This window comes from Vibrio sp. 1F255, from assembly GCF_041439145.1.
GTDB classification, from domain to species: Bacteria; Pseudomonadota; Gammaproteobacteria; order Enterobacterales; family Vibrionaceae; genus Vibrio; species Vibrio crassostreae_C.
Genome location: NZ_JBGONQ010000017.1, coordinates 1 through 25,868, shown reverse-complemented (window position 1 = coordinate 25,868; position 25,868 = coordinate 1). Strand labels below are relative to the sequence as shown.

Here is a 25,868-nt window from a genome sequence, read left to right as displayed (position 1 = left end):
TTTAGCCTAATAAATAACGAAACTATCTATAAATTTGAGCAATTAAAAACGATTAAGTTCAACCGTTAAGTTGTCACCATCACTCTGTAACTGAATCCAAGGAGAAGTAGAGCTAGAAGAAGATAAGCTAGGCACATTCCACACACTCAGTTGCTCTGCTGAACCGTGAGGCGCGTTGATGAATTCGACCAGCTGTTTATCCACCTTATCGAAACCAACACCTTCATTTCGAGCTTGTTCGAGTTGAGCTGTAACATCGAATTCATCTTCACCAATACGAATTGAACTGAGAGCAAAGCCATCTTGGCGAAGGTATGCCTGAAGCTTTGTGTAACTTAGGTCCGAATATGGCAGGTTTAAGCGAACCGTTTCGACACTTGAGTCCCCCAACTCCAGTTCAACATACACATCCAGGTCGTAATATTGGGTTAAGTCACTGCACAACAAAGTACCTTCGATCTCACCACAATCCATCAACTCGATATCATTAATATAGTTTTGAGAATTCGGCAGACTTGGGCTGCTGTTAAATACTGTTCTTAGCCACCAGCTTTCGGTTGCTTGCGCTGAAAATGAAATAGCATTGAGGGACAGCATTAGAGGCAAGATTAGAACTTGAAAGATTTTCATCGACTGGGCTTATTTAGCGCTATATGAAGTGTCCATTATACGTGACCAAACGACAAACAACTGCTCGAGTCGAAAATTTTAGGCGAAAAAAAAACGGGCATACATGCCCGCTAGATAATTTCATCACCGAATAACGTAATCCGTCACGTTGAGAACCATTACGAAAGAGAGAATATCACTCTCCCACAACAGTTACAACATAACATACCCATTACTTGTAGCCACCTTCAATAGCAGGCTCTTCAAGCGACAATCTGACTTTGTTACGTTGAATAGCTTCTGGCGGCAAGCTGATGAAGCCGTATTGGTTCAAAACGACTTGATGATCTTGTGACAAGGTAAGCCCAACAAAAAACTCCTCTTGTTCCGTAAAGCCTTTGCGATGCGCTGGAATATTCAAGTACATGTAATAAACCGTTGCTAACGGGTAACGACCAGAGAGGATCGTTTCTTTGTTTAGGTCGTAGTTCACACCTAGGTTATCAACCACGCTCAACCATTTCACATCAGAGATCTGATCTGAGTAAACGGTGTAACCAATGGCGGCATCTTCGTCTTCAATCTTATTAATCAGATCAGGTAAATCCGCTAAGAACTGAGTATGGGCATATTCTCCTTCTGTTCCACATTCGACCCAACTTGAAAAGGTAGTATGGCCTTTCAGGTTGTGATCAATGGCAAAGGGCAACATATGAGTATCTAGGCTTTCACCGTTACGAATATCACTACTTGCTGACCATTTTGGATGTTTAGGATCGTTAGAACAACCAAACACATCAATTAATTCAGCGACGGTGATTGATGTCGCAGGGTTATTTTCATTGGCTAGAATCGCAATCACGTCAGCGGTAAACATCAGCTCTGTTGGCCTATAACCGTAACGCATATCAAACCTTGCCATCTCTTTGTCAGTCCACTTTTTGGAAGTGATACCAACACGCGAGCGCTGCATGATCATCTGTTCTGGGACGCTGTCACTCAACAAGATTTCTAAGTCGATCTCTTGGCTCTTAAGCAGATCTTCTACAAGCCCCTGCATATTCGGCTCAATCGCGACCAAACCAATGTCACTGGCATCATTCGCAAATGTCGATACAGAGAACAACGCAGGTACAGCAGCAAGCAGCAAGCCCGATTTATTAGCTAGACATTTCATTACTGGCCTCCTACTGGATCAATCGACGTTTTAGACTCAACATCGCTATTACTATCGAGCTGCATTTCTGAAGTGAAGATGTTCCAAGATGGGTTCACTTCCATGCTTTCTGTTTTAATCACCGCGATCGTTCTACGCTTACGCTTGTGAAGATGCTGAGTTAAGCTGGTTATCTGAGTAAACTCTTGTTCAAAGATTCGCTCACCATTGATGCCTCTATCAATCAATGCGTCTCGAATCACGCCCGTTCTTTTCTTGGCCAATGCTTTGTTATACACGTTTGTACCTTCAGCACTGGTATCTCCGACCAAGGTAACCGAAGCATCAGGCTGCTCTCCTAGTAAACGCACCAACTCATTTAATACAGCGGTATGATCAGGTTTAAGGTCATACTTATCAAAATCAAATGCCACACTTAATACTTCAACGTCTTCGACAATTTTCCAATTGGCACACCCTTTAATGTCTACCGTTACACCTTCTGGCGTATCGGCACATAAATCTCGCTGGTTAATCACACCATCTCGGTCATTATCCGCTAAGTCATCAATTTGGTGGCGTGTCATTGTCGTATCAGGCGTTTCTGCACATCCCATTAGCAAGATAGAGCTAAGTAGCGCTAGTTTAAAATATCTCATTACTTATTCTCCCCTTGCCACTCTTCTGGATGTTCAATCCTCAACGCATACGTCAACATACCCATCGCATTTAACACTCGATAAGCCGCTAACGTTTGATCATATTCAGTGCTGATGAAGTTTCTTCGAGCCAAAAACACTTCTACTTTTGCATCCAGTACATCAAGAAGGCTTCGTCTGCCAACATTGAATTGCTGGATATAGCCAAGCTCTGCAATTTTCGCTGCATCAACATTCTGTTGAAGTAAGGATTTTTGCTGCTCAAGCATTTTGTAAGCGTTCCAAGCCAGTTGTGTACCTTCTCGAACCTCACGCTCTGTTCGTAATCGGATCGCCCTTGCCTCTTCCACTCGCCAAGCTGACGATTCAACCCTGGAGTCGGTAGAGAAGCCATTAAACAGGTCATAATCCATCGTCAACATGATACGTGCATCTTCATCGACACCGCCTGGCGGGTTAGATACGTTGTCATTCTTATTGGCATGAAGCTCAAGTTTTAGTTCTGGGTAGTAATCCCCTTTCTCGCGGCGCATCTCTTTACGAGCCGCGTCGATATCAAGCAAAGAGGCTTTGATTTCAGGGTGATTCTCGACAGCTTGTTCAAGTGCGACCTGTGCTGAGCTTGGTAATAGAGCGTAATCAAACCGGGGGTAAACCAAGTTCACCGCAGGTTTGCCAACCAAGCGTAGATACTGAGTTTGCAAATCAAACAGGTTGTTCTGAGCGGCGATAAGTGAAGACTGCGCGGTCGCGACACGGGCGGAGATTTGAGCCAGATCCGAGTTGCTACTCAAGCCTTTGCTCTTTTTATCTTGGATATCTTGATAGATCTCTTGGTGCTCTTTTACATTACGCTTAGACAATTCAAGTAGCGTCTCTGCTTTTAGGATATCGAGGTAATTTCTCACCACATCTAACGATACGTTTTCAGCTCGCGAAATCAGAGTTAGACGCTCAGCTTCTGCTTCGAACGTCAGTCGATCGACATTCGATGTGGTTTTAAAACCATCAAATAGTAACTGGGATACTTTAACGCCAATTTCCGTTCTCGTTAGGCCTCGATCATCGGTATCAAGTTTGCTACCACTGTTGTAGCGCGTTTCTTCATAACCTGCTGCCGCGTACAAGTTCACTTGCGGCATATACAAACCACTCGCCGCGTCTCCGTCTCTGACCACCGATTGGTATCGGGAGTATTGCGCCAATATCTCTGGGCTATAGTCGATGGCAAAGGCCACGGACTCTTCTAATGAAGCTGCTTGAGACAGCCCACTCATTAGCAAGCAAGAAGAGAGTAAGAATTTTGAATGCATTACACTTCCTTTTATATTTATGCTTTAACCCACTTCATCGTTCACGAAGTGAGTTTTCCTTAGCTCGTAAAATAGGTTTTAACCAATAACTCAATACTGTTTTCTCTCCGGTTAATATATCGACCGCGACTTGCATCCCTGGGATAATGCTAAAGGCAGAGTTTTGTTGCTGGTCTTCGTTTAACTGAATATGGGCACGATAATAGGCGTTTCCGTCTTCCGTTTGTAAGGCGTCGGCACTCACGTAAATCACCTCGCCTTTAAGTCCGCCATAAATGACGAAATCGTAGGCCGTGAATTTCACTGTTGCACCTAACCCGTTATGAACAAACGCAATATCTTGCGGAGAGATTCTCGCTTCAACAATCAGGTCACTGTTTGATGGAATGATCTCAATGATCGGCTCGCCGGGACGAACTACACCACCAATGGTACGCACAAAGATCTCTTTGACTGTGCCATCAACGGGCGCGACAATTTCAGTACGCTTGAGTTGGTCGGCAATCGCCTGCTGGCTTTCGTTCAGCTGCGCTATCTTGCTCGCCACTTCATTCAACTGGCCTTGCACTTTGGTACGAAAATCTAAAGCGATACTTCGATGATCCGCTATCGACTCTGAGTAGGCAGCTATCTGCTTCTGCGCTGCTACTTTTGAGCTAGCAATATCACCTTTGAGTTTGACTACATCACGGTTGAGTTTAAGTAGCTCAACTTCCGCAACAGCACCGCTCGCTACCACGTCTTTCAGCATGTTGCGCTCACGAATCACAATCTCGAGGCTGCTTTCAAGAGTCTGGATATTATTAAACGTATCGACACGAGCTTGGTCTTGTTGCTCGATACGAAGTGCCGCCTCTTCCAGTTCAGACTTCAACTGTCCTAAACGTTCTCGGTAGTTCGCCTTGGCATTCATTAACGCAGGGTGGCTTGATACATCAACCGCAATATCTTGAGGCACCAAGACCACTCGCTCATACCACTCTTTCGCATCGTTATTTAAAACGACCGTCGACAGCTCAGCCTTTAATCTTAATTGCTGAGCAAGCAAGGTATCCGCTTGTTGAGCCGACTCTAAAAACGCCGCCTTAAAACGTGTGTCTTCTAACTTAGCTAGAGGTTGCCCCTTCACTACAGATTGGCCTTGTCGCACCATGATCTCTTGAACCAGTCCACCTTCTAAGCTCTGAATGGTTTGCACCGAAAGACTTGGAACGACTTTACCTTCACCGATCACGACTTCTTCTAATGTTGCCCACGTAGCCCAACCGATAATTGATACAATGAGTAGAGCACTCAACCAAATCAGCTTTCGAGAGCGGAATGCTAAGTGGTTGTTGGTCCATTGAATATCATTACTCATGACGACCTCCCTTCACCACAGATACCGTCTTAAACCGGCTCGTACCTTTAGGTACACTTTTCTTCTGTAAAGAGAGAATTTCTTTAGGTTCACCTTCTGCCACGATTTGACCTTTATCCAATACAATCACTCGATCACACATCATCAAGAATGAAGACTTATGGGAGCTGATTAGCATTGAGGTTTCTCTCGGCATACTTTGAAGTGCATTAAAGAACTGAATCTCGGCCTTCTTGTCTAGCGCGCTGGTGGGCTCATCCATGATCAATAACTTTGGACAACGATACAGAGCTCTCGCGATGGCAACGGCTTGACGCTGACCACCAGAAAGTAACCGACCACCCTCACCGACAGGTGTTTCAAGGCCATTGCTTAGGCGCCCCATGTAACCATTCAAACCCGACTGTTGAAGAGCTTGTCTTAGCTTTTCTTCATCAACGTTGATCGCACCCAAAGTAACGTTGTCGTAAACACTGCCAAAGATCAAATTAGTGGTTTGCCCTACCCAACCCATTCCGCTACGTAAGACACTGGTTGGCCATAACTGCCCATCAATCTCTTGATAGAAGGCTTGCCCTGTTGTAGGCAAATACTGTCGAGCAACAATCGATAAAAGCGTGGTTTTTCCTGCACCAGCGGCACCAACAAGGCCAACTCGCTCACCCGGCTTAATATCAAGAGAAATCTCTTTCAACGCAGGGCTTTGAGTCTCTGGATAAGTAAACGTGACTTCATCTAGCCTAACCCCACCGTCAAAGTCACCCTTATCAATCACTTGATGCTTAGACTCTTCTTGCGGTAACTCCATGATCTGATTCAAACCTTCGACTGCAGAACGGGTTTGTTGAAACCTCAACAATAGAAGAGAAAGCTGGTTCACTGAGCTCGCAGCACGTCCACTCAACATCACCACAGCTATCAAACCACCCATACTCAGCAAGCCTTCAGAGATCTGATACACGCCGAAGATGATGAGAGTGATAGTAACGATCTGCTGACTCGACTGAATGGAATGAGTCACGATATTGGAATAGTGACGAGATTGAGTCTGCCATTGAGAGAGCGATGAAATAGTCTGTTCCCAACGCTTCTGAGTGATTCCTTCAGCATTGTTTTGCTTGATATCCGGAAGGGTTGTTAAGCAATCAAACAGCTGTGCTTGTCTTTGTGTCGACAAACGTGCGGTTTCATCGAATGTTTTCTCGACTTTACCTTTCATCGCAATGCTCAGCACAATCAATACCAGCATAATTGCGACTGGGATAAACATCATTGCACCACCAAGCCAACCGATAAGGAACAGGAACAGCAAGGTAAATGGCAGGTCGACTAAAGTAACCAAAGAAATAGAAGTGAAGAAATCTTTAACACTATCGAAATCTTGAAGCTGTCTGGCAAATGCGCCTACCGACTGAGGTCGATTTTCCAGCTTCATACCAAGGACTTTCGAGAACAGCTGAGAAGACAACTTGTTATCAATATAGCGCCCAGCCATATCAGTCACAGAGCTTCGTGAGCTTCTCAATACCCAATCAAAAATAACAACGATACCAACGCCTGCTGCTAATACCCAAAGCGTGTTAAACGCTTGGTTTGGCACAACACGGTCGTACACATTCATGGTAAATAACGGAACCACTAGCGCAAGCACGTTGATCAAGAACGAAGCGATAAACAGATCGCGATACCAAGGCTTCACTTCTTTGACCACCCGCCACAACCAACGGGTGTTGGATTTACTGTCATTGCGCTCATGTGCCTGAACACGGGCGTCATCAAGCGCTTGAGCACCCACTTGCCAAACAAATGCATCCACTTTAATGACTAAGTCTTTAAGGAGAATTTGTTGGCTTAAGTTGGATTCACAATCCAATACTTGAAAGTCGCCACCGGAGCCTTGAGTGACGACAACGGGACTCCCTGTCGCGGAATTAACAGCAACAACGGGGAACTGACATTGAGTCAGTAATTCTTTTTTAACGTGGCTCAGCGTTAACCCCGATTTCTCAATGGCTCTTGGGAAAAGGGATTCATTGAGCCTTCCTTCATTTAAAGGTAGGCCAGACACTATTTTGGAAGGATGGCTGCGAACATTAAAATGCTCACATAACCATTCAACACAACCTAGCCAGCTGTCTTTTTGTTCTACCAATCTAAACTTCCTTTTATAGACTGTACATCCAACTTACAGCGTTAAATTATTGTCTTCTATCATTTTTTGTAAAATTTGTGCTTCTAATGCACTGCTACTGTCACCTTGATACAGATCGTCGTACGTGACATCGGCTATTAAGATGTTTTGTTGAACGTCTTCGTCGCCATTAGGTTTAATAGAAATGGTCACGCCTTCACCAGATTCTTCTAAATCTAGATATTGTGTTGCCCCTAGCCCTGTATTAAGCCCTAGGCTTCCCAAAATACCCGAGAGGTCAATTGCATCAGTATCTGGAGACGCATCAAAATCTTGAATCACATCGTAGCTTGGTGCTTCTGCACTCCCTAAGCCTGAAGAGGCGAACACAAAATTATCTGAGCCCGTCCCGCCAATCAGCAGGTCGTTATCATCTGTCGCGGTAATCGTAGAATCCCCTTCAACAACAAATTCAACCGATACCGTTTGAGGCAACCCTACCGCTTGGTTGTTGCCTATCTCAGCAGACGGCTCTATCGTTAGGTCAAATTGATCACCACTGTTGTAGCCCCCGGTAATCGCTAGGTTAGGCACATCTGCCAAGTCCACCACATATTGACCATAGACCATAGAGCCATGTGAGAACGTCAAACCTGCGGGAATATCATGAATTGTAATGAAGCCCACTTCTGAATCAGCAGGGTTTACAAGAGAAAGGTCTAAACCAAGAGGAATCGTGCCACTTGCTTCTGCCACGATCGAAGAATATTCAACGCTCAATAACGGTGCATCAGGCTCTGGTGTGATAATAAGCGTCATGTCTTGCGAGCTCGGGTCACCCGTGTCGACCACTAACTCACCGAGTACCGTATTTTGATCAACCGTTCGGCCGGTAATCGTAATATCGAGGTTACCAAACGCATCGCCTGCAAAGAATTCGAGCTCATCAACAGAACTTGCTTTAACGAGGATCGTCGCCTGTATGATGCCACCAACACTGGTGAAAGAACTGGTTTCTGATCCAATTCGAATTCGGTCTAACCCAACTAACCCTGATGGGTCCGAAGTTCCATTCACTGTTACCGTAATTGCTAAAAACTCATCACTGTTAGTTTCAAAGCTATTGGCATCAAGAGGAATCACGATGCCATCATCTTCACTTCCAGTGAGCTGTTCAGGTAAATCGAAGAACTCAACTTTGTCACCTATAGGGTTAACACCTACAGTAAATTCAGATTGTGTATAACGGATATCCGTCGTACCAATTTCTTGAGTAATCGCCTCTAGAGACAGATTAATGTCACCACTAAAGTCTCTTGGTGGCAGAATGACTAGATTAGATAACTGACTTGGATCTAACTGCCACTCATAGGTAGGGTTTCCATCGAAGGTACCGCCATCAGCACCATTGTTTGGAACCAACTCATAGTTGTCTCCGATTTTAATCGCGACAACTGCGCCTTCAGGAACTCCCTTCAACGAAAGCGACATGTTTTCAGAACCATCTTGGTCAATCAGCTCTGCGCTAAGTGATGACAACGAAATGTAATTATCTTCATCTCCGATAATATCCTCTGTTATCAAGTTCGCCGCATCAGCGACTGGCTCAACAGTAATAGTCACGACCGTCGTTTTATCTTGCGTATCCGTTTCTGTCACGCAATCCGCTTCATCGGTAATATTTGCTGTCACAGTGAGGGTAATTTCACCACTGTAATGCTCAGGTGGCGTAACTAACACATCACTCAAGCGGCTAGGATCCGTTACCGTCCAAGTACCATTGCCATTATCAACTAACAACCCGGTGTCAGTTGGAGTTTCAGACAAGGTCGCTCCATTCGAAATGCTCACCGTTAGAGAGTTAACGGTTTCTTTACCGGTAGCGCTATTGCCTTCACCAGTGATTAATTGTCCATCTTCAACGCTATCACCAAGAACCAGTTCAAGGTTAAGGTCTGTCGCGATGTCTTCTTGAATGGTTGTGGAGTCGGCTTCAACCGTAATGTCATCGACCACAGGCAGAACTTGGATACTAATGGTTTGGGCCGTCGTCACCGTATCACCGCTACATGGTGAGGTCTCAATTGTCTCTATGGTGAAATCAATACACCCTGCAAAATCTTCATCCAAGCCCGTTAACGTTAGTTTCGAAAGTCCATCTGCAGTGATTGAATAACCGACGATCTCACCAGAAGCATCGTATTCAGCAATCACACCATCACCGGAGATCTCAACGCCTTCAGGAAGTGAATCGGCAGGAATATAGAAAGAGATTTCATTGTCTGGGTCACTGCCAACATCGGTGTTTAGCAAGCCAGTGAGATCAATATCTTCCCCTTCAGGTGTTTTAATTTCGCCATCGGGTTGAATCGGGCTTGGTGGGCCAACAGGGTCACAAGAACCGCCACCGCCGTCATGACCAGTAATTTGCAGCGGGAAAGTCGCATCAATATATCTCGCATCATCACCATCAATCACACGAGCACGAACCACAATATCCAGTACCGGAGTATCACTTGGGCTGGAAATCGTCGCATTATCTAAAATGTACGCTGCGAGTTCTTGGAAAGAGTCACTCGTTAACCCATCCGCAGATATGATCCAATTCCCAGAGCTATCTTGAGCGGCACCATTAGGGTGCTCAACAATCAACGAATAGCCGTCGGGAATCTCGATCAAAATATAATCGAGGTACTCTGACCCATCGATATCCGCGTCGACGAACGTCACGGCGTTAGAGATATCAACAGGCGAGCCGTCTGTACTCTGTAACAGCTCTGTAGAGCCTTCTAATCGAGTATCTAGCTCGACACGAGCATCTACAGTCACGCTAATAGAACCAGTAATATCTTTAATATCCGTTGCACCAGTTGGAGAGGTATCCGTGACTTCATAGGTGATAAGAATTGAGAATGTTCCGCTTAAATCTTCTGTCGCTGTAACAGAAAGCCTGCCGCTGCTTAGAAGATCCGAAAGCGTTGGCGTTATTGAGTCCAGTAGAGTATCCAAATCTAAGCCTGAAGCTGGGACCTGAATAACACTCCCATCAAAATAAAGAGTGAGATCTGCAGGTAGGCTATCAATGACATATCCCGTCAAGGATTCGCTGCCATCAATATCCTGATTCACTGAAGGTTCAAGGTTCAGGCCGATTTGACTGTCTTCGATGCCTTGAGTACTGACCACTTGACCGTCTTCTTGATCAACGACCGGCGCTAGCTCTACTTTAAGTGTCATAGGAAACTCGCCCGAATCACCATCGGGCTCAGTTGAGATAGCAATAACGGTGAGTTCTAATTCACCACTAAAATCAAGAACTGGCTTGAGATACAGATCATCCAGTTGAGCGTTAGAAACTTGGAATACGGGCCCTGTCACATCATCAACATACGCAATCGTCAGCGAGACTGGTTCACCCAACGCATCCACCAGCAAAGTGCCTTCAGGAATGTTAGTAAGCAGTATGTTGATCTCTTCTGAAACATCGTCATCCGTCGTTTGTATGAGGAAGTCGAGCTGTATTAACCCATCTTCATTCAAGACCGATTGGTTGCTGATGACTTTACTGTCACTGTCGTATTGCCAATGACCATTACCACCGTCTACCGCGATAGGTTCATCCACAACACCTTTCAAAAAGATATTGATGGTTTTTGTATCACTTGACGCTTGCCCATTGATAGGAATAAGTGAATCGATCGTCGACTCAGTCGCTATTGCTGTTACGTCTATTGACAGATCTTCAGTAAAGGAACTGATGTCTTCTTTAGGCTGAATATAAGCAACACCATTGGCGATAGCTTCGGCAGTGACTGAATAGGAATTATTGCCTATCTTTGCGGTACCATCACCTTCAACAGACCAGCCATCTTGAACTTGGATAATATAACTTAACGATTCAGAACCATCGGTGTCCGCCAAAGCGCCTTCAATAACGTCTTTGAGGTAAATAGCTTCATCCTCTAGTCCCTTGTAGTCTTTAACAGACACATGAGGAGTATCAGCATCAGGTGAAATATCGACAGTAACGGTATGTACAATACTTGCCGTTTTATCATCTGGGTCAGCGAATGAATTGCCAGACTCTGTTGCAACCGCAGTAATCTCAAACTCAAAGCGACCCGCTAGGTTGTCGTCAGCCCTGATTTCCATTTTATCAATCTGAGCCTGTGTGTAAGATTTCCCTTCTTTGACTGCGTTGCCATTTAACGTCAAATTCAAGCCGTCAGGAATCCCACTAATCTGGTAGCTCAATGTTTCTGACGTATCTTGATCCACCAGCTGAGCTGTTATGTCCAAACTGACTGGGTCTGAGTCATCTTCTACTGAATGATAGGAGAATACGGAAGCCGACCAATCCGGTGCATCAGCCACCGGTAAAACAGACACTGCAACATCAGCCGTCAGTTCTTTAGGATCCGTATCAGTGCTAATGATTGCGTTGATCGCTAGGATAACCGTTGAGGTGGTATTGGATTCATGAAGCGCGGGACGATAAGTCAACTGTCCATTAGGCCCAGTGAACTGACTATCAATCGCTGCCAATTGACTTCCAGACAAGGTGACCTTGCCGTCTACAACTTGAAGCAACACCCCATCAAGGTACAAGCTACCACCGTTTAGCGATGCTTCTGAGAACTCGATAGCAGTAACGGTTTCGCTTTGGTCGACATCGCCGGTTGCCACACTTACAACGATAATCGCGTCATTGTCTTCTGTGGTTTCAGAATCTTCATAACGAATAAAACCTTCGTTATCATCCAGAATAAGCTCAGCAGTACTCGTGACCTCATCACCATCGGCATCGCGAACCAAATAATCAATATCATCGACGATCTTAGGATCGGCAGGATTGGTCGTTACATTGGGATTCGTGGTTAGTTGATAGCTACCATCAGGTGAAAGGGTAAATTGGCCGTATACGCTTCCGTTATCAAAATCGTTAATTAGGTCAATCGTTATCGGGGTATCAGCATCCACAAAGGTGTAGGTAGTACCGCGATAATCGAAACTTACAATAGTTGCGCCATCGGCACCTGCGAACTCTTCGGTTAGGAACTGTCCATTGAGGTCATCACCCTCAACCATTTCAATAAAACCGCTTCGTGAAGTTGGAACCGCATCCGTAACGTTGACTGAATAGATAGCAGGATCAGAGCTATCGCCGTCCGCATCGTTGACCACCAGTTCAAAATTGAGGGCTAGATTATTCTCTCCATCAGCATTGGCGTGATCGAGAGGTGCATAAAGGTCGAACTCTGTTGTCCCATCAGTATTAAAACGAATCCTAAATATATTGTTTCCATCAGAATCTTGACCGTAATACCAACCATCAGAATCGACAGCTTGCAGTGAAATGTCTTTCCCTGCACTCGAATATGAAAGTGCATCAAACGCAGCGGTGTCGACCGTCACAGAGACAACATCATCGGAACCTTCGATTATTCCTAACGAAGGGCTAGAATCTTCAACACCAACCTGTTCGCTGTCTCCAAGCAGACCGTCTTCATCAACAGAAATGCTTCCGATAACAGTAATTTTAGGGTTTGCACCATCGTAAATCTTAATATCAGATTCTTGTGTATCTCGTGAACCGTCTGAATCGATGGTGACGATTGAGGCTGGAATCGACAGCTCTGTGTCCTTCACACCGGTTCCGTGGTCTATTGACTGGTACAAATCAATCTCAACCGTGACATTCGTGGAACCATTGGCTTCTAAGCTAAAATCTTCAGGAAGTCTCACTTGGAAAACAGCATCGCCATTCGACAATACCGCATCAAACGTTCCATCCCCATTATCTCGCCAAGACAATGCTTCACCATTACGTGTCACCGCCTCACCGTCACTATCAAGAACGGCTTGGCCAGTTGTCACATCTAACCCCAAGAACACGAGTGGATCGTTTCCCGCACTCACGGCTAAGCTTGCACTCGCTGTTGTTCCAACACCAGACGGGGTTGTATCAGCAACAGGGTTTTCACTCAACTCGACCATGACAGAGCCAATCGTAGGCTCCCCACCATCCGTAATCGAGACGTTCAAGGTTAATTGAGTTTCATCGTTGTCATCATCTTTTGCTGTGATGACAAAAGGAATTTGGTCGGTTCCATTCGTTTGGTCGAGGCCCTTGAATAGTTCAAAGGTGTAAGTGACATCAGTATCGGTCTCACCTGACAGAGAGGTAAAGCTCAAGGTGAACGCTTTATTTTCAGCACTTTCAGAGCCAACATAACCAGTAAGTTCATTTCCGTCTGCAGAGACCACATAGATGATCTGTACACCCCCACTAAACAACTGCGGCTGATCTCCAACATCAAAAAATACAGACTCAACAAAGTCACTTCCGACGTTGAGATTGAAAGTGCCAGTATCTGAAACACTGCCGTGAACAAGATCTGATTCGTCCACAGCAGCATTGCTAGTTGAAGTTAATATTGGGTCGGCTCCATCCTGGATGATCCAGTCGAATTGCCCTTGTTTTAAAGAAGTGCCATCTAAATCCGTTCCATCAATAATAAGTGGCAGGGTGATGGAGTCGTTGCTGAACAGGTGGTTGATAGGCTGTTCTAACACTAATGTGACATCTGCTAGAACATCGATACCACTAGCGACTGCACTCAACGTTAGCGTGAATATCGTTTCACCATTTGCTTGTGCGGTAATCGTTTTACCATCATTCGCTAACGTGTAGGTTAGAGGAAAGTTCTCATCTCCGGTCGTCAAGCCCAAGTCGTCTAACTGCACCAGAGTATTAGCATTAAATACAATAGAAGCGGGATCTGGATTATCTGATCCAGCAGAAACGGTAAACTGGCCGACTACAGTTTGAATTCCATCAGACACATCACCTTCAGAGCTGGTCGTTGTCCCATCAACAACTAGCCCTGCATCACCATCAAAAATATCAATGACCGCAGTGCCGTTTCCGAAATCATTACTGATGTCGCCAGCAACATAGTTGAAGGTGATGTTCTGATCAACTGTGTGGTCCAAATTCCTGTTGGCGACGAACGTCCAGTGGCCATTCGCAAATACGGTCAAGGTGCCTTCGCTAGTAGCAAATGAAACCGGAGAGCCACCAACAATCGTCTTGGTCGTACCATCAACTTCAACACTTTTTATCGTAAGTTGAGTATCCAAATCGATGTCGTTATTCAACACGTTCCCTGACGCAATCTCACCCTCGATCATTTGATAAGACTCATCAAAAACCAGAGGTTCAGAATCTTTGATGACAATAGGTAAACGTCCTATCACTAACTCCGTTGTACCATCAGCATCGGTTTGCAAACCTTCGATGAGCAGAGCCGTCAGAATTGAATCTAACCCAGCTTCCTGATCAATCGCCTTATAAAAATTGATATTTACGTTGCTGCCGGAAATTGACGCATCGAATACTTTTTGCCCATCGCTTCGTGTGCCAATTAGGCTTTGTTTATCAGCCGATACAGCAACGGTTATCGATAGGGTTTGAGAAGTTAGTGACTCTGCGATGCTTTGATCATCGCTAAAAGAGAAGTCCGCATAATCGATGCGAATATCAGAGGTCTGAGTTTGATTTCCAAAAATCCCGACAACAGTTTCTGAGAACACAACCGACTCGGGCAGTATAATGCTTGGCATATCATCGATAGCTTGATTGCCTGCCGTATTGAAAACTTTGGCATCAACCGTCCATTCTGACGCCAAGTTTAGGGACGAGACATCTATATTTTCAACAACCCAATTACCTGATGCATCAACAACACCCTCAAACACAAGAGTCTGAGAGCCATCATTAACTTCAATATAAACAGGAAGACCTTCGGCAACATTGGTTGTGCCTTGCATGGTTGTAAGTTGGCCGCCACGAAATGCCAAAATACTAAAACCGTCTAGCGTATCAATGTCTATAACAGGCGAAACAGTATCAATAACAATTTGCCCTGCGCTATTTATTGCAGAAGCAGGGTTACCGGCAACGTCAACAGTGTCAGCCTCAATTTGAATGCCACCATCGGAAAAGCTGGTTAGATCCACGCCTTCAACTGACCAAGCACCATCAATCACAGTTGCCGTCAGAACAATGACATTCGTTGTGCTGTCAGAAATACGAATATTGACCGTTTGGCCATCTTCTACGTTCTGTACCGTACCAAAGAATTTAGCCGACTGAATTTCGAAGCTATTGAGGACACCGTCGCCACCATCATCAACCGCAGCGGTGATGTCCGCTAGCGTATCTTTCACGATCGTGTCGGTCGCTGTTGTAGGGTTTCCAGCAATATCGATAGTATTGGCAACAACGGTTAGCTCACCTTCTGCAAAGCTTGAGTAGTCTTGAAGAGTCAGAGTCCAAGTTCCGCCGGATACTTCCGTTGTGTATTCTTGTATCGTTCCTTGGCTATCGGTAATTGAAATGTTGATGGTTTGCCCATCTTCTACATTGGCAATCGTACCAACTAGCACCCCATTCGATATTTCAAATTGATTGTAAAACTCATCACCAAAGCCATCGAAGTCAACCTCAATGTTGGCTAATGTGTCTTTGATTGTGGAATCGTTAGCTGCAATGCTATTGCCAAAATCATCAGCAATGACAGCATCGACTTGAAGATCCCCCTCCTCCAATGAAGAGAGGTCGACGCCATTGACGACATACGTTTCATCGCTTGTGATGGCTGTGGTGGTTACTGTGTTTCCGTTAACATCAGTGATGGTCAGAACAACGGTACGCCCGTCTCGAACATCCACTGCCGTGCCCGTAATCGTGACACTTGGTACTTCAAACTGATTTTCGTAACCGTCTCCACCATCCAAAATATCAACGGTTAATAGTGCACTAGGTAACAGAATATCAAGGTTACCCTCATTCGAGGTTGTATCTTCGTCGGCATATTCTGCAGGACGCGTATCAAAACCCGCCTCAGCGAGCGTTTCATCTAAGGTGGAACGAACATAAACAATAAATGAGGCGCTGGAACTAGGTTGGTCATTTACTGAGTTAGGCTGTTGAGGTGCGCTTTCAATGTTGTTGACGAGTTCGGTGACCACCTTTTCCAACTGTTGTTCAACTGCGGCGATTTGTGGTTCGGTTAGGGGCTGAGCCTCTTGTAAATTCTGAGGTTCAATACTGACGACTTGCACGCCTTCAACTTTTGGCTGCGTAGCAGGTAATTGAAGCCAAGTCCCATCAGGGAATACTTGCCACACAACACCACCAACTTCGATATATAAAATAGGATCCATCCTAAACCTCTTCCTTACAAAAACGCTGACCTTGAGAACATCAATTTACTCAATAAAAAGCCGGAGAAATCAGCACACTCTCTTTAGTTAATACTAGCAAACAACAAACCATTAACAGTTAATTATCACTAATACGCTGTAAAGTAAACCGATAGGCTGTGACTGCATTCAGTTATATCTATCGTCACAAAATACATTCAATGAATGTGTCATAATGTTGAAATTACTGGTTAAATTTCAAGGAATGTCATGACTGCAACGAACTATCTCAACCAATTGAATCAAAAGTATCTTGCGACTCATAAAGCGAAAGAAGACTTCTTTTGGGATACATATATGGGCATCAATGACGACCACGATGGCTCGACACTCGCGCAGACTCAGTGGACGGAATTTCTAAGCTCTGCCGAACAGATTACTGCTATCGAAACGCAACTCGCTGCTATTGATGAAATTCAAGATCCTCTCGAAAAAGAGAGTACGCTGACAGGCTTGAATGGTTGGTTGGCGACCTTTAGATCTCACGCTATTGAGTCTGAGCAGTCACAGAAGCTTAAATCCGATCTCATAAAGTTTGAGGCTGAACTGTTTGAGAAAAAACAGAATCATGTAATGACTTACGTAAATGAAACAGGTGATGAAACAGAAGGATCGCTGCCCGTTTTAGGTTCAGCCGTTAGAAGTAATGGTAATGAACAAGTTAGGCTTTCTGCACATCAAGCATTATTAGATTTAGAGCAATGGCTGCTGGCTAACGGCTTTATTGAGCTGATCAAAAAACGTAACCAATTTGCTCAATCACTGGGGTTTAAAACCTTCTTTGATTACTCGGTGGTAAAAACCGAACAGATGACGACAGAACAACTGTTTACGATTCTGGATGACTTCGAAGCACGCACGCGTGATAGCCATCAGCAAAGCCTAGCCAATTTGGCAGAGCAGAAAGGCGAGAATGCACTTCAAGCCCATAACTTTACCTACTCTTTTGCAGGTGACGTTATGAATGATCTTGACCCGTATGTTCCGTTCTCAAAATCATTAAGACGCTGGATAGAGTCTTTTGGTCGCCTCAACATTGAATACTCTCAAGCGACATTGAAACTCGATTTACTTGATCGCAAAGGAAAATACCCTAATGGCTTCTGCCATGGCCCTATCCCTTCTTTCTATGACCAAGATGCTTGGGTTGCGGCCCAAGTTAATTTCACTAGCAACGCTAAGCCCGATCAAATAGGCAGTGGCTATGATGGGATTAACACACTATTTCACGAAGGTGGTCACGCGGCGCATTTTGCTAATGTAAAAATGAACGCCCCTTGTTTCTCTCAAGAGTTTGCGCCGACTTCGATGGCTTATGCTGAAACACAATCCATGTTCTGCGACAGCTTGTTAAATGACGCTGACTGGCTAAAACAGTACGCTCTAAATGCGGACGGGCAACCTGTGCCAGATGATCTAATTAAAGCCATCATCGACAATAAACAGCCCTTCCGAGCTTACCAAGAACGCAGCATTCTTGTGGTTCCATATTTCGAGCGAGCCCTGTACGAATTAGCTGATGAAGACCTCACGCCTGAAAAAATCACGGCACTTGCTCGTAGCAGTGAAAAGGCAATTCTTGGATTGTCTTGCAGCCCTCGTCCACTGATGGCGATCCCTCACTTATTGTCTGATGAAGCATCTTGCTCATACCAAGGTTATCTATTGGCTCATATGGCGGTGTATCAAACACGAGCTTATTTCACCGACAAGTTTGGTTACTTAACAGATAACCCAGAGATCGGGCCTTTGTTGGCGAAACACTATTGGCATAAAGGCAATAGCGTGAACCATAACGGTACAATCGAAAGCCTGACTGGGGAAGGTTTTAATGCCAAATATCTCGCTGACGAGTGTAACTTATCGCCAGAGGAGGCTTGGGCGATTGAGGAGCAAAAAATCAAACAGCTGTCGACAAGAGAACGTGCACCAGTCGCGGATTTGAATGCGAAGGTATCGATCGTTGATGGAGCAACTGAATTAGCGAATAATGCAAAGTCGAATGACCAAATGTGTGATGATTTTGAGCACTTTATTATTGAGCAATACGGTCGATAGATTGAGTTTTAATGCTAATGAAAAAGGCAAAAATGAGTAGTGACATAACTCATTTTTGCCCCTAAATTGGTTTAGCCAAAAAGTCTGCATTCACAGTCGAGTGGTTTTTGGCCTAATAGAACTAATCTGACACCCAAACTCAAAAAGAACGTAAACTGGGTATCAGAGTGCAGTTCTTAGTTCAAAGCAACTCGATGACTTTTGCTCTACAAACCGATCTTAAAGCGTCACAAACCTACAAGGCGTTATGGAAGCATACCGCCTTGTCAAGTGTCTAAAATCTTCGCTAAGAGCGTTTGAGGTGGTCTGAGGGCTGTTTCTGATAGCAAACGCGCACATTTACCATAATAGGAATAATGAACACCTAGTTTATGCACTAACTTTGTTATTATCTATGCCTTAATTTTTTAGCGTTTTTAGGTCTGATATGAAAAAAATGGCAAAATTCAGAGTGATATTTTTACTCTTAGCAACCTCGATGTTGTCAGCTTGTGTGTATACATCCAATGTTGATTATGTGCGTATTTCGGTGATTGCGATCGCCTGTTTCGGTTTATTCCGATCACCAGATCCTACCTTTTTTCTCTCTTCTTATTTTTACTCTAAGTGATCGGATAATCGCGGAATCAGTGATCGGTTTAAACCGAAATGGGTGATCGGATAATCACGAAGTGATTTCGCACACATCGGTACGATGTATAAGTGCGCATTTCCTCATAATCAGAAATGTGTTTTCACAGCATTGTGATGGTAAAATACCCAAGTATCAACAACAGGATTTGACCATGACAACAAAACTAGAAAAGCTAAAGCGAAAACAAGAGCAACTGAAAGAGCAGATACAAAAAGAGGCACAACGAGTTAAAGCTCAAAACAGAAAGAATGACACAAGACGAAAGATTCTTTTAGGGACGATGGTATTAGATAGGATGTCAAAAAATGACGAGTACAAACAAAAGATCCTATTAATGTTGGATTCTTATTTAAAAAATGAACGTGATAGACTTCTATTTTCGTTAGAGGATAAAAAGCATGACTAGATGTATTCTTCACATACACTCCCAGCCATTACCACCAAATAAAAATAGTGGTGGTGCAAACCGATTGGTTGATTGGTTAGCAAAAGAACAATCCAATATGGGATTTAAAATATATGTATTGTCTCCAGAAGGTTACTCAACAAAACAATATACTCACATTACATTGACAGATGAAGCGAAATGTAATTTACAAAAACTTTCAACATTAATCCCAAAAGATATTACAGACATAGAATATCATGGAGGATTATCCACGGAAATAATATTTAAGTTACGAGATAGATATAAAAACTTTATATCTATCTGCCACGCAGGAGATGGAATTCAGTGTAATACTGTGTTTGTATCAAAAAGCCACGCATCTCAGTCTAAATATAATAAAAATAAAATTAATTTTAATTACATCTATAATGGAATCCCAGAATCAGAATTTGAATATAACGAACAAAAAAAAGGATATTTTCTTTTTTTAGCCAAAGTAAAAAGAAGTAAAAAAGGAATACAGACAGCAATAAAAGTAGCAAAGAAAACAAAATCAAATTTGATTGTGGCTGGCGGACACCGACTAGGCTCACCAGAAACATGGTTTAAATGGCATCCATTAATTACACCAGTTGGATTTGTGAATGGTGATTTTAAAAAAGACTTGTTAAGAAACGCAAAAGCATTACTTGTTCCAATATCTTGGGAAGAACCTTTTGGGCTAACAATTATTGAAGCAATGCTATCAGGAACACCTGTAATAGCATACAACAGGGGGGCAATGAGTGAATTGATAGTACATGGTGAAACAGGGTTTCTGTGTGAGAATGAAGACGAATTTATCAAAGCGATGTCACTTACCCATCAGCTAAATAAGAAAAAAATGAGAGAAAGAGCGATAAAATATTTCTCATCCTCAGCAATGGCAATAGGTCATCTCAAAATGCTCGATCAGGCATCAACAAAGCAGTGGGAATAAGTGCGTGAAATGCCCCTTATGTTAAATGCGCTACTTAGCTATTAAAAATCAATGCTAGAGGCTCTAAAATCGACGTAGAGCGCATTACACCACACAAACCACACCCAGATAGCTGCGTATTTCGGTGATTGCGATCGCCTGTTTCGGTTTATTCCGATCACCAGATCCTACCTTTTTTCTCTCTTCTTATTTTTACTCTAAGTGATCGGATAATCGCGGAATCAGTGATCGGTTTAAACCGAAATGGGTGATCGGATAATCCCGAAATGACTGAGCGGAATGCTCCGAAATATGCAGATTATGGAACAAAGTTTACTGAAGAACAGGTTTCTCAAATAGAGAAAAAGGTGACAACTAAGAATGATCTAATCAGAATTTTTGGTGAACCGTCTATAAAAACAGTAATCAGCGAAACTGGTGAAAAGTGGGTGTATTCTTATACTGGAGGTAGTGCTTCATCCCAAGCTTTTACAATGAAAACAACATCCGATATCACAACGCACACGATTGATATCTTGTTAGAAAATGGTGTCGTTGTGAATTTTGCAGAAACCAAAAACAAACAAAACATGAATATGTCAGTAGAATAGTATTGAACATTGTACTGGTGTGCGAACCCAGATTTAGACACAAGAACGGCTCCCAATTGGGAGCCGTTCTTCGTTACGGAGTCACGCCGATTGAACATAATAGGAATAATGAACACCGACTTTATGTTGATGTGTCAATGCATTACAATATGCGCTTATTTGATTACTGGAGAGTTACTTTGAAGCGAGATATGGAATTAATTCGCAGCTTATTACTCGCGATAGAAGAAAGTCCGAATGACTATAAACTCGATAAGTATGATGGTGGTGTGGTTCGATATCATGAGGCTCTACTTGTTGAGAAAGGGCTAGTCGAGGGTTCGATAAGTAAAGAGTTAGGAGGAATTGAACCACCATTCGTTCGTATTTATAAGCTAACTTGGGATGGTCACGAGTTCATCGACAACCTTCGTGACGAAAGTGTTTGGAATTCAATCAAAAGTGATTTCAAAGAAGCTAGTTTTTCTACTATCGCTAAAGTCAGTAAAGATTTAGCTGAGGGATTAGCAAAGAAAAAACTAGAATCGATATTGAGCTATATTTAATAATATCAATGATTTATAATAAAGGTGAGAGATGAGTAGTAAGATAGCTTTTTTCGCAATTGTATTTTCTTTGATTTCTGGATGTGCAGGTTTCAATGACAAAATGACACCTTCTGTGTCTATCCATCAGGATCAATTTGATGGTTCACTTCGTATTGAGCAGCCCCCTGTTAGCGCCTCCTCTAGCTTATCTGAAGGATGGCACACTTTAGGTTTTCAATGGAATCAAAAATTTCCCAATGTGGTCTTTCTTGAAGTCGGTGTGAGTGGCATTACAAATGTCATGGGAGTTGCATTTAATGTTGATGGTCAAATCATCGAAAATGTAAAAGAGGCCAGAAAATTAACTAAGTATGGTGATTGGTCAACTCGTAGACTTGTAATGCCACTCTCCGATTTTGTGAAGGTCTCTCAAGGCAAAGATGTAAAAATGAAAGTCATCCAAATAGATACTTATTCGGTATCTTCGTTTGGTTCAGCTAACTCGGGCGCAGTAGTTAACACAAAATTTGCTCCATTCGTTCAAAAATTGAAAGAGAAAAATATACAAATAAAAACAGATGTTTAACGAAGGTTTTGCGTGTAGCACCTTGTACTAATATGGGACATCTTTCTGATGGTGATTTACCATAACGGCACTTAGTGCGCACCTAACCCAATACTTTTGCTAGCGCGATGCTACTCACCGCACTAGCACTTCACAAGTAAATTTGCCATACCTGTAGTTATTGATGGTTTTCTAATTTAGAAAAAACACTGGCAAGGTTTTGTCCAATAGTTACTTAGGACAAACCAACATACTACAATAGGAAATTTTTCCGGCTTAGTTATTCGTTATCTTCACTCAATGCAAATTTGATCTCGTCAGAAGAGAACCCCTTTCGACTTAGCATCGCGTAAGCCTTAGAGCGTTCTTTATGATCGTTTAGGTCATAAGGCTTCTTCTGCAACTGTTCTAAACAAGAAGAATAGAAATCTAGCTGCTCTTCATTAATCAATCGGTCGATGAGCGATGACAGCTCACTTGTGTCGATTTGTCGTTGTCTAAGTTCTTGCTGAATGGCGGTCAGGCCCTTGCCTTTACGAGCATACTTGAGCACCTCTTTTTCCAAATCGGCTTTCTCGGCCTTAATTTGAATGTTACTTTTCAGTTGATGCGCTTGTGGGTGCTGGTCAATCGCTACCTTAACTTGTTGATAGCTAAAGCCACGCTTTTGCAGTGTCGCAACCAGCTTTTCACGGCTCATGGTAAAGCTTGAATAGTAGTGGTTGATTCGGTCTATCAAGATGGTTTGTTCATCAATAGACTTTTCGAACGACACTTTATGGATTGCATCAGAAATCACTGAATCGGTCAGCCCCTTCTTCTTCAGTTTTTCGACAATGTATCGAGAACCGAATTCACCAGAGAAAGCTTGTTCCACGAATTGTTCTGCAAACACTTGGTCAGACTTGAGATACCCGAAGCCTTTCAATGTCCCTAGAGTTTCATCGATCCATTCTTGATTGTCGGTTTTCACTTTGAGCTTCGCCACTAACTCGCTTTCCGTCATGTCTCTCTGAGTTAAATGCCACATCGCAGAGTTCATAACACTTTCAATTCGCGTCGCTTTTCTTACCGTTGTATTTCTAGTATTCGTTTTTTGCTGTGAATCGTCCATTCGATTTCAACTTTCCAGATTAAGCCTACCCCATCATAACGTAATTCTAAGGTGGTTGAGTGACATAAAAGAATGAAGCTCAACATAAGCGGCAGCCAATAAAAATGGACGCTTGTTCAGCGTCCATTTGATATCACATTAAGAATGATGGCTCTAAGCCATGCTTAGCTTTTTCGTATTAGCTTTTTTCGTAATAGCTCTATTCGAAATTACTTCTCGTACTAGCTCTTTCGCTTAGCTCTCTTCGTGATTGTAAATATGCACATCTCGTTGAGGGAATGGAATCGTGATGCCTTCTTCATCGAAGCGTTTCTTCACGGTTTCCGTTACATCCCAGTACACATCCCAATAGTCATCAGTCTTAACCCAAGGTCGTACTACGAAATCAACAGAAGACGTATTCAAGGTATGAAGCTTGATCATATGCTCTGGTTTTTTCAACACTAGAGGGTGTGCAAGAATGATGTCGTTCAATACCGCTTTCGCTTTATCGATATCATCTGAATAGCCAATACCGAAAACCATATCAACACGTCTTACACGTTCTGCCGTGATGTTGTTGATCACGTCACCCCAAATCTTGTTGTTTGGGATCACCAAGCGTTGGTTATCAATGGTTTGAACAGTCGTCGATACTAAGCTCATGTCTTTTACCGTGCCTTGCACGCCTGCCACTTTAACCATGTCACCGACGTCATAAGGACGGTAGATCAAGATCATCAAACCCGATGCAAAGTTAGATAGTGTGTCTTGCAATGCGAAACCAATGATGACACCGGCTACACCGAAACCAGTAAGAAGAGGTGCTAGCTCTATCCCTATTTGAGACAGTGCGATAAGCAAACCAATAAACACGACCGCTTTAGATGCGATGGATACAAAGAAGTCCTGCATCAATACACTGAAGTCCATTTTAGAGTGCGAAACACTCTTACGAACGGTTTTGCGAGCCACGTTAGCAATAAGGCGAGTTACATACAAAATACCGAGAAACAGAGCAAGTTTAACGATAAAAGAAGGGGTATTTTCAAAAGCCCATGAACTGAACGAACGAAGCCAACCATCCAACAGCTCCAGTGCAACATCAACATCCAACACATCGGCGTTAATGTCACCTGTCGTCGCTAGCAAAACACGTTTGTACGAAGTCACATCCACGCCAAACGGTTCCATTAGCGTGATGGTTTCTTCTAAGCTCGCGACCATAACGCTAGTTCGCTCACTGAAGCGTTCAAGCTCAGTTTTAATCGTCGCTTTCTCTTCTTCACTTACATAAGATAACCGGCGTTCTAAATCTTGACGTTGTGTATCCGTGTATAGAATTGCATTAGTAAGATATTGAGAACGAGAAACAAGTGCCGTTTTGAGCTCACCTTCAGGAACAGCAACATCAACACCACGCTCTTTCGACCAATTTAAGGTCTTAGCAAGCTGCTGATAATAGACATCCATCATTCCGATTCGTTTTTGAATACGCAATTCAAGGCGTTTTTTAGCGTCACCTTCAGCTGAACGGTTTTCTTTACTCATTGAAACGATTTTAGTTTCATTCAACGACAGCAATTTTTGTAGCAGTTCGACCTGCTGAGCAAGAGTGACATCCAGCCCCTCTTTTTTATCTGACGATAGCTGTGAAAAAATCTCTTCGCGTAGGCCCTGATTCTTACGCCTTAAGATATCTTCAAGAAAGGGCTTCTCAGCATCATGCGCCGTTTCTAATGTTGCTAGATCGAGCATTAACTGATCTTGTACTTCTGCGATTTTCTCAACGCTCTGCGCATAACTTCCAAATGCGACAAACGCCAACATTAACAATAGACAACGCCAAACCTTCATCATATTAATTCCTATCACTGTCTAAATTGACCCTATAAATAGTAGTAAAAAGAATATGGATAACAAGCATTTAAACGTATGTTATGTTAAAAATTCGCAAATTATCAGCCTGCTTCTAATATTTGAGAGTTCCAATCCCCTCTTATGACCTGTAGAGTACGCATCCAACAAAGAACACCAGCCAATATCTTCATTCGAGCACAGCACTAAAGCGCCCTAAATACGATGTTGGCTCACAGCAAGAGAGCATAAAAATGAACAACGAACTTGATATTATTGAGTCTCTAGAAGAACTAGAGCAATTCCTAATTTCAGTGGAAGCTGGCGGTTTAGGCCTTGAAGGCGTTGAAGGTGTAGGCATGGCAACCAATAATTCAGATGGTCGTCACTTCGTTGCTGTATTCAATAGCAGCCATAAAGTTCTGCTTGCTCGCTGGATCACCAAAGAGGTGTTTGATAACGGTAAAGACTTGGTACGTAACGGCCCTCGCCGCACTCACTAAGCCTTTCCAATAGCACCAATGATTAAAGCCCAACACGTTCACTGACGATCTGTTGGGCTTTTTTGTATCGCCTGTCCCGTCCTGATAGTTAATAAACCACTCAATACAGAATAATTAGCGATCATAGACAGAACCTTAAGCACTAAGCTCAGCGTAAATTCCGTCTAACGTAATGT

General features: G+C 43.3%; 16 protein-coding genes. 7 read left to right on the top strand and 9 right to left on the bottom strand.

Features of this window, described 5'->3' with window-relative positions; all coding sequences use genetic code 11:
- Nucleotides 1–42: 42 nt before the first annotated feature.
- The 7 genes from ACED41_RS11170 to ACED41_RS11140 form a co-directional block, all read right to left on the bottom strand.
- The gene (locus tag ACED41_RS11170; protein ID WP_017071598.1) at nt 43–630 is read right to left on the bottom strand and encodes a hypothetical protein; all 588 of its coding nucleotides are present in this window, start codon (nt 628–630) and stop codon (nt 43–45) included.
- Between the two features lie 211 nt (nt 631–841).
- A complete protein-coding gene (locus ACED41_RS11165) occupies nt 842–1,786 on the bottom strand; it encodes a PstS family phosphate ABC transporter substrate-binding protein (RefSeq protein ID WP_017059474.1) in 945 nt (314 codons plus the stop codon).
- Nucleotides 1,786–2,424 (bottom strand): OmpA family protein, encoded by a 639-nt coding sequence (locus tag ACED41_RS11160; protein WP_017059473.1) that lies wholly within the window; start codon nt 2,422–2,424, stop codon nt 1,786–1,788. The genes ACED41_RS11165 and ACED41_RS11160 overlap by 1 nt, the downstream gene beginning before the upstream one ends.
- Nucleotides 2,424–3,737: a TolC family outer membrane protein gene (locus ACED41_RS11155; RefSeq protein WP_017059472.1), complete on the bottom strand. Its 1,314-nt coding sequence runs from the start codon at nt 3,735–3,737 to the stop codon at nt 2,424–2,426. The genes ACED41_RS11160 and ACED41_RS11155 overlap by 1 nt, the downstream gene beginning before the upstream one ends.
- Nucleotides 3,738–3,771: 34 nt before the next feature.
- Nucleotides 3,772–5,097 (bottom strand): HlyD family type I secretion periplasmic adaptor subunit, encoded by a 1,326-nt coding sequence (locus tag ACED41_RS11150; RefSeq protein WP_017059471.1) that lies wholly within the window; start codon nt 5,095–5,097, stop codon nt 3,772–3,774.
- Nucleotides 5,090–7,249, bottom strand: a complete 2,160-nt coding sequence (locus ACED41_RS11145; protein ID WP_371724966.1) for a type I secretion system permease/ATPase — start codon at nt 7,247–7,249, stop codon at nt 5,090–5,092. Before ACED41_RS11145 ends, ACED41_RS11150 begins: the two co-directional genes overlap by 8 nt.
- A gap of 33 nt (nt 7,250–7,282) precedes the next feature.
- Complete coding sequence (locus tag ACED41_RS11140; RefSeq protein WP_371724965.1) at nt 7,283–16,459, bottom strand: RTX toxin; 9,177 nt, start codon at nt 16,457–16,459, stop codon at nt 7,283–7,285.
- Between the two features lie 249 nt (nt 16,460–16,708).
- Between ACED41_RS11140 and ACED41_RS11135 the strand changes: the two genes are divergently transcribed.
- From ACED41_RS11135 to ACED41_RS11110, 6 genes are all read left to right on the top strand, one after another.
- Nucleotides 16,709–18,556 (top strand): M3 family metallopeptidase, encoded by a 1,848-nt coding sequence (locus tag ACED41_RS11135; RefSeq protein ID WP_371724964.1) that lies wholly within the window; start codon nt 16,709–16,711, stop codon nt 18,554–18,556.
- Nucleotides 18,557–19,341: 785 nt separating this feature from the next.
- Entirely contained in the window at nt 19,342–19,596 is a 255-nt protein-coding gene (locus ACED41_RS11130) for a hypothetical protein (protein WP_017065030.1), read from the top strand.
- On the top strand, nt 19,589–20,557 hold the full coding sequence (locus ACED41_RS11125; RefSeq protein WP_017065029.1) for a glycosyltransferase: 969 nt from the start codon (nt 19,589–19,591) through the stop codon (nt 20,555–20,557). The genes ACED41_RS11130 and ACED41_RS11125 overlap by 8 nt, the downstream gene beginning before the upstream one ends.
- 266 nt (nt 20,558–20,823) lie before the next feature.
- On the top strand, nt 20,824–21,147 hold the full coding sequence (locus tag ACED41_RS11120; protein WP_240799474.1) for a hypothetical protein: 324 nt from the start codon (nt 20,824–20,826) through the stop codon (nt 21,145–21,147).
- A 191-nt stretch (nt 21,148–21,338) separates the two neighbouring features.
- Nucleotides 21,339–21,692, top strand: coding sequence for a DUF2513 domain-containing protein (locus ACED41_RS11115; RefSeq protein ID WP_157938691.1), 354 nt, complete (start codon nt 21,339–21,341; stop codon nt 21,690–21,692).
- 31 nt (nt 21,693–21,723) lie between these two features.
- The gene (locus ACED41_RS11110) at nt 21,724–22,260 is read left to right on the top strand and encodes a hypothetical protein (RefSeq protein WP_371724963.1); all 537 of its coding nucleotides are present in this window, start codon (nt 21,724–21,726) and stop codon (nt 22,258–22,260) included.
- A 259-nt stretch (nt 22,261–22,519) separates the two neighbouring features.
- On the opposite strand, the gene ACED41_RS11105 is transcribed toward ACED41_RS11110, so the two are convergent.
- Together ACED41_RS11105 and ACED41_RS11100 are read right to left on the bottom strand one after the other, a co-directional pair.
- Nucleotides 22,520–23,353, bottom strand: coding sequence for a RecX family transcriptional regulator (locus tag ACED41_RS11105; protein ID WP_371724962.1), 834 nt, complete (start codon nt 23,351–23,353; stop codon nt 22,520–22,522).
- Nucleotides 23,354–23,587: 234 nt separating this feature from the next.
- Nucleotides 23,588–25,192: a mechanosensitive ion channel family protein gene (locus ACED41_RS11100; protein WP_065583709.1), complete on the bottom strand. Its 1,605-nt coding sequence runs from the start codon at nt 25,190–25,192 to the stop codon at nt 23,588–23,590.
- A gap of 251 nt (nt 25,193–25,443) precedes the next feature.
- On the opposite strand from ACED41_RS11100, the gene ACED41_RS11095 reads away from it, so the two are divergent.
- Nucleotides 25,444–25,692, top strand: coding sequence for a hypothetical protein (locus tag ACED41_RS11095; RefSeq protein WP_017062732.1), 249 nt, complete (start codon nt 25,444–25,446; stop codon nt 25,690–25,692).
- The last annotated feature ends 176 nt before the right edge of the window (nt 25,693–25,868 follow it).